The following is a 17,922-nucleotide window of genomic DNA, read 5'->3' as shown; positions in this document are numbered from 1 at the left end:
GACTCCTAACGCTTGTGGCCGGTGTCCAGCTTGCGCTCCAGGCTCATGGAGTAGCGGGACATGCCGAAACAGAAGATCCAGAACACCAGGGCGGCGAAGACGTAGCCTTCGGTGGCCATCCCCAGCCAGGCCGGGTCGGTGGTGGCTTGCTTGATGCTGTTGAGCAGGTCGAACAGGCCGATGATGATCACCAGGCTGGTGTCCTTGAACAGCGCAATGAAGGTGTTGACGATGCCGGGGATTACCAGCTTCAGGGCTTGCGGCAGGATCACCAGGCCCATCATCCGCCAGTAGCCCAGGCCCATGGCGGCTGCGGCTTCGTACTGGCCCTTGGGGATCGCCTGCAGGCCGCCACGCACCACCTCGGCGATGTAGGCCGACTGGAACATGATCACGCCAATCAGCGCCCGCAGCAGCTTGTCGAAGGACAGGCCTTCCGGCAGGAACAGCGGCAGCATCACCGAGGACATGAACAGCACGGTGATCAGCGGAACGCCGCGCCAGAACTCGATGAAGGTCACGCAGATGACCTTGATCGCCGGCAGGTTGGAACGCCGTCCCAGTGCCAGCAGGATGCCTAGTGGCAGCGCGCCGACGATACCCACCGCGGCGATCACCAGGGTCAGCATCAGGCCGCCCCACTGGCTGGTGGAGACGGTGCTCATGCCGAGGAAGCCGCCGTGCAGCAGCCAGTAGGCGACGAGGGGGTAGATCACCAGGAACGCCAGGCCGTACTTGGCCTTTTGCTGGAAGCGCGGAATGAACAGCGGCGCGGCGCCGATGATCGCGATCCACACCGCCAGGTCCACTCGCCAGCGCAGCGCTTCGGGATAGAAGCCATACATGAACTGGGCGAAGCGCATCTTGATGAAGACCCAGCAGGCGCCTTCGCTGGTGCAATCGGCGCGGGTGCTGCCATTCCAGTCGGCCTGGAAGAAGGCCCACTGGAGCAACGGCGGCACGATCAGCCACACCAGGTAGACGGCGAACAGGGTCAGCAGGGTGTTGAACCAGTTGGAGAACAGGTTGCCGCGCAGCCAGCCGACTACGCCCACGGTACTGCGGGGTGGCGGCTGGTCGGGCTTGAATACGTGTGTTGTCATGGCTCGGACCTCACCGCTCGATCAGCGCGATGCGCTTGTTGTACCAGTTCATCAGCAGCGAAATGCTGATACTGATGGCCAGGTAGACGCTCATGGTGATGGTGATCACCTCGATCGCCTGGCCGGTCTGGTTCAGCACCGTACCGGCGAACAGCGAGACCATGTCCGGGTAGCCGATACCGGCCGCCAGGGACGAGTTCTTGGCCAGGTTCAGGTACTGGCTGGTGAGCGGCGGAATGATCACGCGCAGGGCCTGCGGGATGATGACCAGGCGCAGGATCTTGGCGGCGGGAAGCCCCAGGGAGCGGGCCGCTTCGGTCTGTCCGTGGCTGACCGCCTGGATGCCGGAGCGCACGTTTTCTGCGATGAAGGCTGCGGTGTAGACCGTCAGCGCCAGGGTCAGGGCGATCAGTTCCGGAATTACCACCCAGCCGCCGCGGAAGTTGAAGCCCTGCAGTACCGGCATGCTCCAGGCGAACGGCGAACCGAAGAGCATTGTCACCAGGCCGGGAACCACCACCAGCAGCGCCAGCGAGGTAATCAGTACCGGGAAGCGCTGGCCGGTGGCCTCACGCCTGGCCTTGGCCCAGCGCGCCATGACGATGATCGCCAGGATCACTAGCACCAGGCTGACCAGGAAAGGCAAGAAGCCATCGGCCTGGGTCGGTGCCGGCATGTACAGACCGCGATTGTTGAGGAAGAAGTGCTCGCCGATGGCCATGCTCTGGCGCGGCCCCGGCATGGGCAGCATCACCGCGAAGTACCAGAAGAAGATCTGCAGCAGCGGCGGGATGTTGCGGAAGGTCTCGATGTAGACGGTCGCCAGCTTGCGCACCAGCCAGTTCGGCGACAGCCGCGCTACGCCCAGGATGAACCCGAGGATGGTGGCGAAGAAGATACCGATACCCGAAACCAGCAGGGTATTGAGTAGACCGATGACGAAAACGCGGCCGTAGCTGTTGCTTTCGTTGTAGTCGATCAGGTGTTGGGATATCCCGAAGCCGGCGCTCTGTTCGAGGAAGTCGAAGCCGGACAGGATGCCGCGCTGTTGCAGGTTGTTCTGGGTGTTCTGGAACAGGTACCAGCCCAGTGCCACGACCGCGACGACGGCGATGATCTGAAATAGCCACGCACGCGCCTTCGGGTCGGTCCAGATCGAACCTTTCGGGGCACGCGGGGCGTTGGCAGTTTTTTGCATGACAGCCCTCTGGGAACCGCTGGCCGGCCGGATGGGGGACGGCGGCCAGGGTTCGCGTTGAAACGGAACTCGAACCCGGCAGCCACGTCATGTGGCCGCCGGGCGACGGTCAGCGCACCGGCGGTGCGTACTGCAGACCGCCCTTGTTCCACAGGGCGTTGAGACCACGTTCGATCTTCAGCTCGCTACCGGCACCGATATTGCGATCGAAGATTTCACTGTAGTTACCCACTTGCTTGACGATCTGCACCGCCCAGTCCTTCGGCAGTTTCAGGTCCTTGCCGAACTCGCCTTCAGTGCCCAGCAGACGGGCAATGTCGGGGTTCTTGGTGGACTTGGCCGTTTCCTCGACGTTCTTCGAGTCGATGCCCAGTTCCTCGGCGTTCACCATGGCGAACAGGGACCAGCGCACGATGTCGAACCATTCCTCGTCACCCTGGCGCACGGCTGGGCCCAGAGGCTCCTTGGAGATGACTTCCGGCAGTACCACGTACTCATCCGGAGCGGCCAGCTTGATGCGTTGTGCATAGAGCTGGGACTGGTCGGAGGTCAGTACGTCGCAACGACCGGATTCAAGCGACTTGGCGCTCTCGTCGGAGGTGTCGTAGGTGATGGGGGTGTACTTCAGGTTGTTGGCGCGGAAGTAGTCCGACAGGTTCAGCTCGGTGGTGGTGCCGGCCTGGATGCAGACGGTGGCGCCATCGAGTTCCTTGGCGCTGGATACGCCGAGCTTCTTGTTCACCAGGAAGCCCTGACCGTCGTAATAGGTCACGCCGGTGAAGTTCAGGCCCATGGCGGCGTCACGTGAGCTGGTCCAGGTGCTGTTGCGCGAAAGGACGTCGACTTCGCCGGACTGCAGCGCGGTGAAACGTTCCTTGGCGGTCAGCGGGCTGAACTTGACCTTGCTGGCATCGCCGAACACGGCGGCGGCAACGGCACGGCAGACATCAACGTCGATGCCCTTGTAGTTACCCTTGCCATCGGCATAGGAGAAGCCCGGGAGGCCGTCGCTGATGCCGCATTGCACGAAGCCTTTCTTCTTCACCGCGTCCAGGGTGGCGCCCGCCTGCGCGAAACCGCTGACACCGAGAACGGTTGCCGCGGTCAGCACGGCCAGGGTGGATTTCACCATCTTCATCAAAACCTCCAGTTGCTTTTATTGGTGTTGGAGTCTCGGTCCCACCGCCGTACCCTCGTGAGGCAGGTTCAACCTTTCATGCACTGGAAAAGGTCAACCGGGGTGTCGGACCTAAGGAAGGAGTCTAGTTGGCGCTGCTCCGCTCGCCACCAGACGCTTCCTCGCCCATTGGTCAAATGGGCTGGAGACGGATTGCGCCCACCCCGACGCCACGAATGTCGCCAGATGACCGCCTGCAAGGCTTCGGCCGGAGCCGCTGCCCAACCCGTTGCACGCCGGGCAAGTGTTACCTTGCCGCGGGCATGTTTCAGTCTGCAGCTAGATAGCAAAGGCCGTACCAGCAAGATGCCAGTAGGACTATTCCGATAGGTCAATAGGTAAAGTTTTAGCCTTGCGACATATATTTCAGTTATCAAACCACCCTGTCTGATGCATCCGCCCCACAACTGTGCAGATGCACCACAACGGAGCCACACATGAGCGACACATTGATCCTTGAGCCCACACATCGCGCCGATGCCTGCGTCATCTGGCTCCACGGATTGGGTGCGGATCGCTATGACTTCCTGCCGGTGGCCGAGGCCCTGCAGGAAGTCCTGGGTACCACCCGCTTCGTGATGCCCCAGGCGCCAACCCGCGCGGTGACCATCAATGGCGGCTGGGCCATGCCGTCCTGGTACGACATCCTGGCCATGCGCCCCGAGCGCGCCATCAACGAGGCCCAGCTGGAAGAATCGGCGGAGCAGGTGATGGCCCTGGTACAGGCGCAGATCGACGGCGGCATCGAGCCTCGCCGCATCCTCCTCGCCGGGTTCTCCCAGGGCGGCGCCGTGGTGCTGCACACGGCCTTCCTGCGCTGGTCGGGTGAACTGGGTGGCGTGCTGGCGCTGTCCACCTACGCGCCGACCTTCACTGACGAAATGAAACTGTCGGATACAAAACGACAACTGCCGGTCCTTTGCTTGCATGGCACTTTCGACGACGTGGTGCTGCCCGCGATGGGCCGCGCTGCCCACGATCGCCTGGCGGCCGCCGGCGTTCCCGTGGAGTGGCGCGACTATCCGATGGCCCATGAAGTATTGCCGCAGCAGATTCGTGACATCGGCATCTGGTTGGTGGAACGACTGCACAGCTGATCCCAATCCAACAGAACAAGAACCGACCATGGCCCAGACCTCCGCTCCGCCTATCGCCAACCTGCGCGATATTGAAGACATCGAACGCCTTTCGCTGGAAGAACGCGGCATGCCGGACAGCACCTACGAGCTGATCCGTCGCAGTGCCGAACGCCACCCGCACAAACGCGCCATGACCTTCCTGCTGCAGGGCGACGCCGAGGAAGCGCCCTTCGAGCTGACCTATGCGGAACTGCTGGCGCGGGTCACCCAGGCGGCCAACGCCTTCCACCATCTGGGCGTGCGGCCGGGCAAGGCGGTGTCGTTCCTGTTGCCGAACCTGCCGCACACCCACTTCACCATTTGGGGCGGTGAAGCGGCCGGTGTGGTCAACGCCATCAACCCGCTGCTGGAGCCCGAGCACATCGCCGAGCTGATCCATGCCGCCGACTCCAAGGTGCTGGTGACCCTGGCTCCGTTTCCGGGAACCGATCTCTGGGACAAGGTTGCAGGGCTGCGCGAGCGCCTGCCGGAACTGGAGGCGATTGTCACCGTCGACCTCGCCAACCTGCTGCCGGAACCTCAGCGCAGCGCAATCAAGGCTCAGCGCGGCCCGCTGCCGGACGGCGTGCTGGACTTCGACGAGTTGCTCGACCGCTTCCCGGCCGACCATTTGCAAAGCGGCCGGGTGATCGCGCCGGACGATGTCGCCTCCTACTTCCATACCGGCGGCACCACCGGTACGCCCAAGCTGGCGCCCCACAGTCATCGCAATGAAGTGGCCATGGCGATGATCCTCGCCTACGCCATCAACCTGGGAGAGGGCGACAACACCCTCTGTGGTTTGCCGCTGTTCCACGTCAATGGCGTGATGGTCACTGGCCTCGCGCCGTTCTTCGCCGGCGCCGAGATCCTCATCGCCACGCCCCAGGGTTATCGCAACGCGCGGCTGATCCAGAACTTCTGGAAGGTCATCGAGCGCTACCGGGTGAGCTTCTTCAGCGGCGTACCGACTATCTATGCCGGTCTCTTGCAGGTGCCCAGCGAGGGGCATGACCTGTCCAGCCTGCGTTATGCGCTGTGCGGTGCGGCGCCGATGCCGGTGGAGCTGATCCGCCAGTTCGAGGCCAAGACCGGCCTCAAGCTGATCGAAGGCTACGGCCTGACCGAAGCCACCTGCGGCACCTGTGGCAACCCTGCCCATGGCGAACGCCGGCCAGGCTCCATCGGCATGCGCATGCCTTACTGCCAGGTGAAGGTGGTGGTGCTGGACGAGCAGGGCAGCTACCTGCGAGATGCCGCGACTGACGAGATCGGTAACCTCTGCGTGCGTGGCGTGACCGTGTTCAAGGGCTACCTGCAGGCGAGCAAGAACAAGGACATCTGGGTCGATGGGGACTGGTTCAATACCGGCGACCTCGGCCGCATGGACGCCGATGGCTATATCTGGCTCACCGGCCGCAGCAAGGATCTGATCATTCGCGGCGGTCACAACATCGATCCGCAGATGATCGAAGAAGCCTTGCATCGACACCCGGCGGTGGCCATGGCGGCCGCCGTCGGCAAGCCGGACGACAAGGTCGGTGAGCTGCCGGTGGCTTATGTGCAGCTAAAGCCCGGCACCCGTGCCAGCGAAGCCGAGCTGTTGGCACATGCGGCGCAACATGTGCCCGAGCGTGCAGCAGTGCCCAAGGATGTCTGGATTATCGACGCCATTCCGGTCACCGCCGTGGGCAAGACCTTCAAGCCGACGCTGCGTTTCGACGCCACCCGTCGAGTGCTGGAAGAGGTGCTGGGCGAAATCGCCCCGGGCGTTCGGGTGGAGGTGGTGAACGATGATCGCCACGGGCAGATCGCCGAGATCCACGTGCCGAATCTGGATTCGCAACTCCAGGAGCGGCTGGAGGCCCGCATGGCTGGCTTTTCGGTGAAGTTCCGGCTGATGGCCTGAAGCCATCTATACTGGCTGGCAACAGGCCGCCTTCCAGGGCGGCCTGTTGCGCTCCAAGTACCTGAATCGAGCGGCTCGCGCCGGATGCGTTACGCCTCCGGGTTTTGTGTGTGTGCAGAAATATGTTGCGAAATTGTGGCGAATATCAGGAATTGTCGCGTTCCTTACCGATATGACGCCGTCTGTCGGCCCAACTTTTGGCGGGCATTGCCAGCTAAAAGGTGCGGGAATACTGTCACGTGGAGTTAACACCTAAGACAGGGATCGTTAGCGGTGCCGTCCGCTTCGACTGCCATCCGAGGCTGTTGCAGCTATGAAGCATGTTCACTGGCAAGAAGACTTACACCTGCTGAGCCGACTGCGCCTGTTCCAGAACGTCGCCGCGAAAAGTCTCGAGCAGCTACTGAAGGAATTCCGCGCCTGCGATCTGGAGGCGGGTGAAGTGGTGCTGTCTCCGTTCAATCGCAACCAGTACCTCTACCTGGTAGTGAGCGGCCGGCTGAAGGTTTACCTCGGGTCCCTGGACAACAACCCGGTGAGCAACATCGAACCGGGCGAATGCGCCGGTGAGATCAGCTTCATCGACAACGAGCATCCTTCGGCTTACGTGGTGGCCTGCGAGCCCACCACCGCGCTGCGCTTGCATCGGCAATCCCTGGTCAGTCTGTTCCAGCAATCGCCGCAGTTGATGCAGAACCTGCTGGAAGTGCTTTGCGACCGTGTGCGCCGGGGCAATCGGATCATTCTCGATACCGAGCAGAATGCCAAGATCGACACCCTCACCGGACTGTTCAATCGGCGCTGGCTGGAACAGATCTATCAGCGTGAAAGCACCCGTTGCGCTTTCAACGAGCAACCGCTGTCGATGCTCATGCTCGATGTCGACCACTTCAAGGCCTACAACGACCGCCATGGTCATCTGGCCGGCGACTACGCGCTCTGCCTGGTGTCCCACACCTTGCGTAGCCAACTGCGTCCCAAGGACAGCATGGCGCGTTACGGGGGGGAGGAGTTCGTCATCCTGTTGCCGGAAATGAGCTGCGAAGAGGCCCGCACCATCGGTGAGCGACTGCGTTCCAGCCTGGAGCAGATTACTTCCTTCTATTCACCACTGGGGGTGCTGCCCGGCGTGACGGTCTCCATCGGCCTGGCCGAAATGCGCCAACCGGACAGCTTGCAGGGCTTGATCGCCCGAGCCGACACGGCGCTCTACCAGGCCAAGCAGGATGGACGAAACCGCCTGAACGGTTAGTAACCCCGGCAGTTGCAGGGGCGAATTCATTGGCCAAGCAGGCTCCCCTGGGCAGCCGCGCTGCCCCAAGCGAATGAGTTCGCTGCCACAAAAGAGCATTTGCCTACATTTCCGCTTCGTTCAAACGTCTGTTTGCTAGAGTCCGTTCACTACAAAAGACAGCCGGGAAGCTGGACATGCGCAAACTCCTGATCGCTTTGCTACTGCTGGTGGCCGTTGGCCTGGGGATTTTCTTCTACCTGCCGGGGTTCCTCGACCGTGAGATGAACACGGTGGCCGCACCGCCGCCCTATCACGCTTCGGACGAGGCAGAGAGCCTGCACAAGACCCTGTTCGTCGCGGACCTGCACGACGACGCCCTGCTGTGGAACCGCAACCTGCTGGAGCGCCATGACTTCGGCCACAGTGACCTGCCGCGCCTGCTCGAAGGCCATGTCGGCCTGCAGGTGTTCTCCACCGTCACCAAGACCCCGCGTGGCCTCAACTACGAGCGCAATGGTTCGGACACCGACGACATCACCCTGTTGGTCATGGCCCAGCGCTGGCCCCGTGCGACCTGGACCAGCTTGCTTGAACGCGCCCTCTATCAAGGCAAGAAGCTCGAGGAAGCCGCCGCCGGCAGCCAGGGCAAGCTGACCCTGGTGCGCAGCCGCGACGATTTCGCCAAGTACCTCGCAGCCTGGGAGAAGGACCCGAACCAGGTTGCCGCCCTCCTCGCTACCGAGGGCCTGCACCCTCTGGAGGGCAAGCTGGAGAACGTTGACCGGATGTACGACGCGGGCTTCCGCATCATGGGGCTGACCCATTTCTTCGATAACGAATTAGGCGGCTCCGCCCACGGCCTGGAGAAGGGCGGCCTGACGCCCTTCGGTCGTCGGGTGATTGCCCACCTGGAAGAGAAGAAGATGCTGGTGGACCTCGCCCACGCTTCACGCGCACTGATCGACGATGTGCTGAGCATGGCCGAGCGTCCGGTGCTGGTATCCCACACCGGCGTCGAAGGGACCTGCCCGGGCACCCGCAACCTGAGCGATACCCATGTCCAGCGGATTGCCGCCACCGGCGGGGTCATCGGCATCGGCTACTGGGACACCGCCGTCTGTGAAACCTCGGTCAAGGCCATCGTCAAAGCCATCCGCTACGTTGCCGACAAGGTGGGTGTGGCCCATGTGGCGCTGGGTTCTGACTTCGATGGCGCGGTCCATACGCCTTTCGACACCAGCGGCCTGGCGCAATTGACCCAGGGGCTCAAGGAAGCCGGTTTCAACGAGGCGGAGATCGCCGCCATCATGGGCGGAAACGTGCGCAGATTGCTTCTGGAGACCCTTCCTTAGTCCAAGTCAAGCCCTCGAATGCCCGCGGCTCTTCGCCCTGCGGGCATCTTGCTTTACACTGGCGGCCGTTCATTCCTTAATCAATCGACGAGACCACCGTGCTCAAAGCACTCAAGAAGATATTCAGCAAGGGCGAAGAGCCCCAATCCGGCCCCGCCCCCGTTGTACCCGCCCACGCCCATGCCGAGAAGGAAGAGCGTCCGGCCAAACCGAAGAAAGCGCCTCGCGAAGCAGGCGAAAAGGCCGAAGGCTCCAGCGAACGCCCGCCGCGTAGCGAGAAGAAACCCCGCAGCGACAAGCCCAAATCCGACAAGCCGCGCCGCGAGCGTCCGGCCAAGGCTGCCGCCCCGGCAGACAATTGGAAGCTCGAAGACTTCGCGGTGGAGCCCCTGGAAGGCAAGACCCGTTTCCACGACTTCAACCTCGATCCGCGGCTGATGCATGCCATCCATGATCTGGGCTTCCCCTACTGCACCCCGATCCAGGCCCAGGTACTGGGCTTCACCCTCAAGGGCCAGGACGCCATCGGCCGCGCCCAGACCGGCACCGGCAAGACCGCCGCCTTCCTCATTTCCATCATCACCCAGCTGCTGCAAACCCCGCCGCCGAAAGAGCGCTACATGGGCGAGCCGCGCGCACTGATCATCGCGCCGACCCGCGAGCTGGTGGTACAGATCGCCAAGGACGCCCAGGCCCTCACCAAGTACAGCGGCCTCAGTGTGATGAGCTTCGTCGGTGGCATGGACTTCGACAAACAGCTCAAACAACTGGAATCGCGCTTCTGCGACATCCTGGTTGCCACCCCCGGCCGTTTGCTGGACTTCAACCAGCGCGGCGAGGTGCACCTGGACATGGTCGAGGTGATGGTGCTGGACGAAGCCGACCGCATGCTGGACATGGGCTTTATCCCGCAGGTACGCCAGATCATCCGGCAGACCCCGTTCAAGGGGGAGCGTCAGACCCTGCTGTTCTCCGCCACCTTCACCGAAGACGTGATGAACCTGGCCAAGCAATGGACCGTCGATCCGGCCATCGTCGAGATCGAGCCGGAGAACGTTGCCAGCGAAACCGTTGAACAGCATGTCTATGCCGTAGCCGGCAGCGACAAGTACAAGCTGCTCTACAACCTGATCGCCCAGAACGACTGGACCCGGGTAATGGTCTTCGCCAACCGCAAGGACGAAGTGCGCCGTATTGAGGAACGTCTGACCAAGGACGGCATCAGCGCCGCCCAGATGTCCGGCGACGTGCCCCAGCACAAGCGCATCAGGACCCTGGAAGGCTTCCGTGAAGGCAAGATCCGCGTGCTGGTGGCGACCGATGTCGCCGGTCGTGGGATTCACATCGATGGCATCAGCCACGTGATCAACTTCACCCTGCCGGAAGACCCGGACGACTACGTCCACCGCATCGGCCGTACCGGTCGCGCTGGCGCCAGCGGCACCTCCATCAGCTTCGCTGGTGAGGACGATGCTTTCGCCCTGCCGCCGATCGAGGAGCTGCTGGGTCGCAAGATCAATTGCGAAATGCCTCCGACCGAACTGCTCAAGTCGGTACCGCGCAAGCATCACTGAGGTTTGGCGGAATGAGAAAAGGCGAAGCGAAGGCTTCGCCTTTTTTGTTTGCACGGCGGGAAGGGGAGACCTGCGGTCTCCTTGGCGAATGAATTAATTCGCCCCTACAGCGCTCCAGCCTTCTTCCACGCCAGGTAGCGGCTCACCAGTTGCGGCCCCAGCTCGCTGGGGCGGGCGTCCAGCACAGGTACGCCGTGCGCGGCCAGGCGTTCATGGAGGCTGTTTCGGGCATTGAGATAGTCCACCGTGCCGCAATAGGCGAGGGCGTCATCGAAGCCCTGCACCGGCGTGTGGCGCAAGCTGTCGAGGACCTCCTCGCGCAGGCTGACCACCAGTAGGCGGTGTTGTCGGCCAAGGCGTTTTACCGCGCTGAACAGCTCGGCATCGTCTTCATCGCGCAGGTTGCTCACCAGCACCACCAGGGCGCGCCGGCGTTGGCGCGCCAGAAGCGCTTCCGCAGCGGCGCTGTAGTCGGCCGGACGCAGGGTGCTGTCCAGGTCGTAGACGCCGTTGAGCAGCACATTCAGCTGTGCTGGGCCCTTCACCGGCGCCACGAAGCGGTCGTGCTCCGCAGCGAAGGTGCTCAGACCCACCGCATCCCCCTGGCGCAAGGCCACATAGCTGAGCAGCAGGCTGGCATTGAGCGCATGGTCGAAGTGGGACAGATCGCCGTCCTGGCTGCGCATGCGACGGCCACAGTCGAGGAGGAAGACGATCTGTTGGTCGCGCTCGTCCTGGTACTCGCGAGCGATGGGCGTGCGTTTGCGTGCGGTGGCTTTCCAGTCGATCTGGCGCAGGGTGTCGCCGTCACGGAACTCCCGCAGCTGATGGAATTCCAGGCCGAGCCCACGGCGTGGCCGCTGGCGCACGCCCAGTTGGCTGAGCCAGTCGTCCACCGCTTTCAGCTGGGCACCGTAGAGACGTGCGAAGTCTGGATAGACGCGCGCTTCGCCACGGAGGTCGAGCACCCGCCTGTGGCGCCACAGGCCCAGCGGGCTGGGTAGCTGGACTTCGCAAGCCGGGAAGTGGAAGTGGCCACGCTTGAGCGGACGTACCCGATAGCCGAACTCGGTGTGTTCGCCGGGGTGCAGGGCAACCTGCTGTGGCAAGGGTTCGAACTCCATGGTCGCCGGCACCTGGTCGAAAACTTCGACCATCAGGGGGCGGCCGTAGCCATGGTGCAGGGTCAGTCGGACTTCACTCCAGCGGCCCAGTGCCAGGTTCCCCGGCAGTGCCCGTTCCAGGTTTGGCGACGGCAGGCGGCGCAACCAGACGGCGTCGAGCGTGCCGAGCAGCGCCAGGGCACAGAGCAGGCCCCACCAGAGCGGCTGCAACTGCGCTGGCAGGCCTATTCCCAGGACTGGCAAGGCGCCGAGCAACAGGGCCAGACCGAAGAGTCCGGCTACCAGCGCGAGCAATGCGCGGGAAGGCTTCATAGACGCGGCGCCGGCACCTGATCGAGGAGTTGCTGGAGTACCTGGTCCACCGAGAGGCCTTCTATATCCAGTTCCGGCGAGAGACGCACGCGGTGACGCAGCACCGCCAGGGCGCAGCCCTTGACGTCATCCGGCAACACGAAATCGCCGCCACGCAGGAGGGCACGGGCGCGACCGCCACGGACCAGAGCGATGGACGCACGTGGTCCGGCCCCCATCGCCAGGCCCGGCCAGCTACGGGTAGCGCGGGCCAGGCGCACTGCGTAATCGAGGACCTGGTCGTCCACCGGCAGTTCGCTGGCGATTTTCTGCAGGGCCATCACATCGCGGGCCTGGAGGAGGGTGCGCAGCGGCGCCACTTCGAGCATGTCGGCGCGGGCAGAGCGGGTGACCTGGCGTACCAGGTTGAGTTCTTCGTCCGCAGCCGGGTAGTCCATGCGCAGCTTGAGCATGAATCGGTCGAGCTCGGCTTCCGGCAGGGGATAGGTGCCTTCCTGCTCGATGGGGTTCTGCGTCGCCAGCACCAGGAACGGCTGTGGCACCGGCAAGGCGCGGCCTTCGAGGGTCACCTGGCGCTCCTGCATCACTTCCAGCAGGGCGGCTTGGGTCTTGGCCGGGGCGCGGTTGATCTCGTCCGCCAGCAGCAGGTTGGTGAACACCGGGCCTTTGCGCAGCTTGAACTGCTCGCTCTGCATGTCGTACACGGCGTGGCCGGTAACGTCGCTGGGCATCAGGTCGGGGGTGAACTGGATGCGCGAGAATTCGCCGCCGAAGCAGCGGGCCAAGGCACGTACCAGCAGGGTCTTGCCGAGCCCGGGCACGCCTTCCACCAACACGTGACCGCCAGCCAGCAAGGCGGTGAGCACGTCTTCGATCACGGTGACCTGGCCAACCACGGCCTTCTGCAGTTCCAGGCGCAGGGCCTGGGCCAACTGGCTGGCCCGCTGGCGCTGGGTGGCGACCGAGGCCGCGTTGGCGCCGGCAGCTTCGGATTGCGACGGGTCGGAAATCTGTTCGCTCATAGGGCATTCCTGAGGGTTTGCAGGTGGGCGACCTGGCGGATGAAGTCGTTGGCGTTGAGCCGTTGCTTGGGCAGCGGCCGCATGGCCTGGCTGATGGCGCTGGGCGGCAGACGGGTCAGGCGGCCCAGCACCTGCCACTGCTCGGCCACGGGAAGTCGTTCGAAACCGGGGTGGCGATGCCGTGCGTGGCGCTGGATATCCCGTTGCAGGCCTTGTAGCAGGCTGGCTTGGCCACTGCGGCGGAGCAGGAAGTCGGCGCTGCCGCGCAGGTGTTCTTCGAGTTGCCGGCGTGCCCGGTTGGCTGGTGCCATCAGCGGGCCCTGGCGCTGGCCGACATGCCAGAGCACGAGGACGATGAGCAGCACAAGGGCCACCAGGGCCTCGGGGAAGTTCTGCCCGAGCAGGGTGCCGAGGCTGTCGCGCTCGGCGCGGTACAGCAGGGTGACGGCGCTGTCCTGCGTGAGGTACCAGAGGAGCCAGGCGTTGTCGTATTCGATGATGTCGCGGTTCTGCCAGATCCAGCCGTCGGTGAGGACTGTGATCAGTCCGTCGCCGTGGTTCAGTTGCAGCATGTGCGTGGCCTTGGCGCTGTTGGCCCAGGCGTGGGCTCGGTTCTGGCTGTCGTAAAGGTGGAAGTCCGGATCGAAGTTGGCGTAGGCAGGGGCCTGTTCATTTTCAAGGTAGAGCTTGGTCAGCTCGGGGAAGGGGTCTTCCTCGGCCGGGGCCTGCTCGTCCTGCGTGGCCGCGGCGTCCATCGCCTGTGCCTCGGCCTCGCGCTCCTCCGGCTCACCTGGCTCGGTGCTTTTGTCTTCATCCAGGTCCTTGGTCTCGTACTGCTGGACGCCCAGGCGGTCGGCCAGCAGGTCGCCGCTCTTGCCATCCTCTTCTTCATAGAGGCGTTCGGCGATGAACAGCAGGTGGCCGCCTTTGTTCGCCCACTCCAGCAGGCGGTCGGCCTGACGAGGCGTCATGCGCGAACGACTGCCGAGCAAGAGCAGGCTGTGGCCCGCGCTGGGCAGGCCGTCGAGCACGTCGAGTCCGTCGGCACGGGTCACTTGCAGGCCCTGCTTGCGCAGGAAATGTTCGGCGGCGAGATAGGGATTGCCCAGCACTTCGGGCGCTGGGCCGTGTTCGACGGTGTCCTGGTAGGGTTGCAGGCGACCAGCGATGTAGATCGCCGCCAGCCCAAGCAGCAGGAACAGGCCGGCACCGATGAGGAAGCGCGGACGCAGGTTCACGACACGGCTCCCGTGACGAACAGACGCCGCCAACCATCGCAGAGGCCCTGGCGCTGCTCGGCGGCGGGTAGGCGGTGGCCGTAGGCGAGGTTCTGCCAGTGGCCGGTGAGGGTCTGGCTGTAGCCTTCCAGTTCGGTGTTATCCAGGCGATGCACCAGTTGCAGCACTTCACCTTCGGTGTGGGACTGCTTGAGCGGCAGGCGGAAATCGTGCAACAGGCGGCTGAGCAGGGCCCGGTAGAGCAGGCCGAGGGCTTCGCGGGGCTGGCTGGCCCAGAGGCGTTCGACTTCTCCGGCGACATCGTCGGGCAGACTTTCCGGCGCCAGCTCCAGGCCGAACAGCACCGACGGCGCCTCGCGTCGACGGCGCTGCGGCAGCCCCAGGCGGCTTGCGAAGGCGGCGAGCCAGTCGCGGTAGCGCCAGAGCAGCAAGCCCAACAGACTGATCAGCAGGCCCCAGAGCAACACCTTGATCACCAAGGCGACGACATCCAGGCTCTTGGCGTACTCGGCCAGCTTGAACAGGTTGCGAATGAATTCAGCCCAGCCTTCCATATCTTCAGGCTTCACATCCTGGTCGGGGCTTTCCTCGCCCAGGCGCCAGCGGGTAACGGTTTCGCGGTTCTGGAAGGGCGGGGCGTCGAGCAGGGCGGTGATGCTGTCCTTCGCCGCCTTGCCGGTCAGGGACTGGTGAGTGAGGCGTTCGGCATCGGGGCCGTCGAGGAATGCCTGGGGTGCGAGGCAAAGGGTCGGGGCATCGTCTGCCATGGCGGGTTGCGGCAATTGGGTCAACAGCAGGCCCACGCCCAGCAGCAAGGCATAGGCGGTGCCGGTCAGGCGCTGGCGTAGTCGGCGGAACTGCAGCTCGATGTCCCAGCCTTCCAGGGAGGTGCGGCGGTTCAGGTAAAGGGTAAAGCCACAGGCAACGTACACCGGCCCCCAGGCCATCAGCACCAGGACGTAGAGGCTATTGGATAGATGCTCCAGCCAGAGCCATTCGCCGGAGGCCATTTCCAGGAGCTTCTGCCAGTCCCAGTTGATTGCCACCTGCTGGGGCAGCATCAGGTAGAGCAGTGTGACCAAGCCGAACCAGAGCGCTGACTCCAGGTGCACGCCGATCACTGTCAGCCAGGTGGCGCCGCCCGCATCGCGCTGGCCCAGTACCACCAGGCGCTGGCTGCGGGCCTGCCCGGAAAGTCCTTCGAGTTGCAGTACCGGCAAGTCGAAACTGCGGGTGGTGCTGAGGCGGCGCCAGGTGAGGCTGGCGAGCAACTGGGGCTTGAGTAGGCGCGGATAGGCGCGCAGGGCTTCTTTGAGCGTGGGCGTATCGCCGAACAGGGCGCGGGAGAGGATGTACAGCGGCAGGCGTTCGTAGGCCGGCTTGAGCAGCCAGAACAGGAAGACGGACAGCCCCGGGTAGTTCCAGCAGATCAGGGTGAGCAGGCCGAACACCGGCAAGGTGATGAGGGCCCAGCTGGCCATCAGCAGGCCGGCGTGACGGCGGGCCAGCAACACGCCAAGGTCCATGGCTTCCCAGGCGCTGCGCGGGCGGATGGCGACGCTGGCATCAGTCAGGCGCATGCGCCCTCCTGCCGACCAGGCCGAAGTAGAGGCCTACGAGCAGCCAGAGGCCGGCGCCCACCAGGTATTTGACCTGGGGCTCCACCAGGGTCACGGAGGACCAGTAGGCTTCGACGAAGGCGGCGATCACCAGCAGCAGGATCACCCCGGCCACCAGTTGCACGCTGCGTCCGGCGGCCAGGCGCAGGGCTTCGCCACGGGGCAGGCGGCCGGGGGCGAGCAGGGCCCAGCCCAGCTGCAGGCCGGCGGCGCCCGCGAAGGCAATGGCGGTGAGTTCGAAGGCGCCGTGGCCGATGACGAATGACCAGAAGGTTTCACCGAAGCCGATCTGGGTCAGATGGCCGGCCACCGCGCCGATGTGCAGGCCGTTGAACAGCAGGAAGAACAGGCTGCCGACACCAAAGAGCAGGCCTCCGGCGTAAGTCTGAAAGGCGATGCCGATGTTGTTCATGATGTAGTGGCCGAACATCATCCAGTCATCCCCCGAGTCTCGCTCGCTCATGGGGCCGATGCGTCGGGCGTCAGGGTCATACATGGACTCCATCGACGACACCTGTTCCGGGTCCAGCACGCTGTAGACCAGGTCAGGCCAGTTGTGCACCAGCAGGCCCATCAGCAACAGGCTCCCGTAGAACAGCAGGCTGGCGGCGGCGATGCTGCGCCACTGGTTGCGTACCAGGCGCGGGAAGCCGCCGAGAAGAAAGCCCAGCAGGCGCGCGCCGAGGTGGCTGCGATGGCGGTAGAACTGCTGATGGCCGCGCATGGCCAGCTGCTGCAGGTGCTCCACCAGATGGCTGCTGTAGCCGCGCTCCTGCGAGAGCGCCAGGTGCTGGCAGAGCTGCCGGTAGTCGGCGGAGAAGGACGCACAGGCCTGCGCATCGGCCTTGCCGCCTTCGAGGCGATCGAGCAGTTCGGCGAAGGCTTTCCAGCTTGCTTGGTGCTGGCGTTCGAAGAGGTTCTGTTTCATGGCGAGTTCGTCCCCAACAGGCCACGGGCGATGCCGTTTATACGTGCTTGCGCCTGTTCCGGTGGCACTTCCAGCGGCTCGGCCAGGATGCCGGCGAGTTCGGCGCGACGGGCCGGCGACAGGCTGGCCTGGCGCTCGGCGAAGCTGAGCAGGGCGCGCTGTTCGGCCAGGCTCAGGGGGAAGGGCGTGCGCTCCGGCTCGGCATCCGGCAGTTCAGGACGCTGGGGCTTTTCGTCGCGGTAGACCACCAGGCTGCCGGCGGCGATGTCGCCCAGGCGCTTGAAGGTCGGGTGCAGCAGGCAACTGAGGGCGCCCAGGGTGTAGGCGAAGGGCAGCATATCGACGAAGCGCAGCAGGTTGCGCACCAGCGAGGCGGACCAGCCAATGGGCGTGCCGTCGTCATGCACCACCCGCAGGCCCATCACGTGCTTGCCCGGCGAGCGGCCCTGGTTGAGCACCTCGAACAGCACCATGTACCACCAGTTGAGCAGGAACATAAGGATCAGCCCGAGACCTATGCCGAACTGCCCGAGCAGGGCCAGGGCGATGAACAACACAAGCATGATGGCACCGCGGATCGCCAGGTCGATGGCATAGGCCAGCGCGCGGGGTAACAGGCCGGCGGGACGCAGGACCAGGTCAATGCCTTCCGGTGTCTCTACCTGGTAGCGGGTGTCCAGCGGCAGGGCCTGGGGCTCGGCAGGATGGGAACTGGATCGGGTTGCGGGCATCGGCTGGGCGCCAAGGGGAAAGCCCGATGCTAGCGACCGGCCGGTATCCAGGCAACCTGGCAGGAAGGACTCAACCTGCATGCTGTGAAGGGTGTGGGATATTCGACGGGGCAGAGTGTGCGCGAGGTGCGCAAGGCACAGGCATGGGGGCAGTCCTTGTCGGGGGTCGATCATCCAGTGGCGGCGATTCTAGGCCCGCCATATTCCGGCCAGCAAGCGGGCTGATGGCGAAATTTCCCAGCCTGTTCGGCGCCATTGCCTGACCCGCCCCGGTGTTAGACTG

The 17,922-nt window shown here is 64.2% G+C and carries 14 protein-coding genes; 5 read left to right on the top strand and 9 right to left on the bottom strand.

Features of this window, described 5'->3' with window-relative positions:
• Positions 1 to 5 precede the first annotated feature (5 nt).
• From G559_RS0112830 to G559_RS0112820, 3 genes are all read right to left on the bottom strand, one after another.
• The gene (locus G559_RS0112830) at positions 6 to 1,103 is read right to left on the bottom strand and encodes an amino acid ABC transporter permease (protein ID WP_028628597.1); all 1,098 of its coding nucleotides are present in this window, start codon (positions 1,101 to 1,103) and stop codon (positions 6 to 8) included.
• A gap of 10 nt (positions 1,104 to 1,113) precedes the next feature.
• Positions 1,114 to 2,301, bottom strand: a complete 1,188-nt coding sequence (locus G559_RS0112825; RefSeq protein WP_028628596.1) for an amino acid ABC transporter permease — start codon at positions 2,299 to 2,301, stop codon at positions 1,114 to 1,116.
• A 109-nt stretch (positions 2,302 to 2,410) separates the two neighbouring features.
• Positions 2,411 to 3,439: an amino acid ABC transporter substrate-binding protein gene (locus G559_RS0112820; RefSeq protein ID WP_028628595.1), complete on the bottom strand. Its 1,029-nt coding sequence runs from the start codon at positions 3,437 to 3,439 to the stop codon at positions 2,411 to 2,413.
• A gap of 476 nt (positions 3,440 to 3,915) precedes the next feature.
• On the opposite strand from G559_RS0112820, the gene G559_RS0112815 reads away from it, so the two are divergent.
• From G559_RS0112815 to rhlB, 5 genes are all read left to right on the top strand, one after another.
• Positions 3,916 to 4,575 carry an alpha/beta hydrolase gene (locus tag G559_RS0112815; RefSeq protein ID WP_028628594.1) on the top strand — a complete coding sequence of 220 codons (660 nt, stop codon included), beginning with the start codon at positions 3,916 to 3,918 and terminating at the stop codon, positions 4,573 to 4,575.
• A gap of 28 nt (positions 4,576 to 4,603) precedes the next feature.
• Positions 4,604 to 6,505 (top strand): acyl-CoA synthetase, encoded by a 1,902-nt coding sequence (locus G559_RS0112810; protein ID WP_028628593.1) that lies wholly within the window; start codon positions 4,604 to 4,606, stop codon positions 6,503 to 6,505.
• A gap of 313 nt (positions 6,506 to 6,818) precedes the next feature.
• On the top strand, positions 6,819 to 7,757 hold the full coding sequence (locus G559_RS0112805; protein ID WP_028628592.1) for a GGDEF domain-containing protein: 939 nt from the start codon (positions 6,819 to 6,821) through the stop codon (positions 7,755 to 7,757).
• A 176-nt stretch (positions 7,758 to 7,933) separates the two neighbouring features.
• The gene (locus G559_RS0112800; protein WP_028628591.1) at positions 7,934 to 9,091 is read left to right on the top strand and encodes a dipeptidase; all 1,158 of its coding nucleotides are present in this window, start codon (positions 7,934 to 7,936) and stop codon (positions 9,089 to 9,091) included.
• A 98-nt stretch (positions 9,092 to 9,189) separates the two neighbouring features.
• A complete protein-coding gene (gene rhlB, locus G559_RS0112795) occupies positions 9,190 to 10,665 on the top strand; it encodes an ATP-dependent RNA helicase RhlB (protein WP_028628590.1) in 1,476 nt (491 codons plus the stop codon).
• A gap of 104 nt (positions 10,666 to 10,769) precedes the next feature.
• Here rhlB and G559_RS0112790 read toward each other — a convergent pair whose 3' ends face one another.
• Genes G559_RS0112790 through G559_RS0112765 form a run of 6 tightly spaced genes read right to left on the bottom strand, consistent with a single transcriptional unit; the run spans position 10,770 to position 17,639 of the window.
• The gene (locus G559_RS0112790; protein WP_028628589.1) at positions 10,770 to 12,101 is read right to left on the bottom strand and encodes a DUF58 domain-containing protein; all 1,332 of its coding nucleotides are present in this window, start codon (positions 12,099 to 12,101) and stop codon (positions 10,770 to 10,772) included.
• On the bottom strand, positions 12,098 to 13,123 hold the full coding sequence (locus tag G559_RS0112785; protein WP_028628588.1) for an AAA family ATPase: 1,026 nt from the start codon (positions 13,121 to 13,123) through the stop codon (positions 12,098 to 12,100). Before G559_RS0112785 ends, G559_RS0112790 begins: the two co-directional genes overlap by 4 nt.
• Entirely contained in the window at positions 13,120 to 14,361 is a 1,242-nt protein-coding gene (locus G559_RS0112780) for a DUF4350 domain-containing protein (protein WP_028628587.1), read from the bottom strand. The genes G559_RS0112785 and G559_RS0112780 overlap by 4 nt, the downstream gene beginning before the upstream one ends.
• Positions 14,358 to 15,941, bottom strand: coding sequence for a DUF4129 domain-containing protein (locus G559_RS0112775; RefSeq protein WP_028628586.1), 1,584 nt, complete (start codon positions 15,939 to 15,941; stop codon positions 14,358 to 14,360). The genes G559_RS0112780 and G559_RS0112775 overlap by 4 nt, the downstream gene beginning before the upstream one ends.
• Entirely contained in the window at positions 15,928 to 16,908 is a 981-nt protein-coding gene (locus tag G559_RS0112770; protein WP_028628585.1) for a stage II sporulation protein M, read from the bottom strand. The genes G559_RS0112775 and G559_RS0112770 overlap by 14 nt, the downstream gene beginning before the upstream one ends.
• Positions 16,905 to 17,639, bottom strand: coding sequence for an RDD family protein (locus G559_RS0112765; protein ID WP_036997371.1), 735 nt, complete (start codon positions 17,637 to 17,639; stop codon positions 16,905 to 16,907). The genes G559_RS0112770 and G559_RS0112765 overlap by 4 nt, the downstream gene beginning before the upstream one ends.
• Positions 17,640 to 17,922: the final 283 nt, after the last annotated feature.

The sequence above is a fragment of the Metapseudomonas resinovorans DSM 21078 genome, assembly GCF_000423545.1.
Lineage (GTDB): Bacteria > Pseudomonadota > Gammaproteobacteria > Pseudomonadales > Pseudomonadaceae > Metapseudomonas > Metapseudomonas resinovorans.
This window is presented reverse-complemented; position numbering and strand designations above follow the sequence as displayed.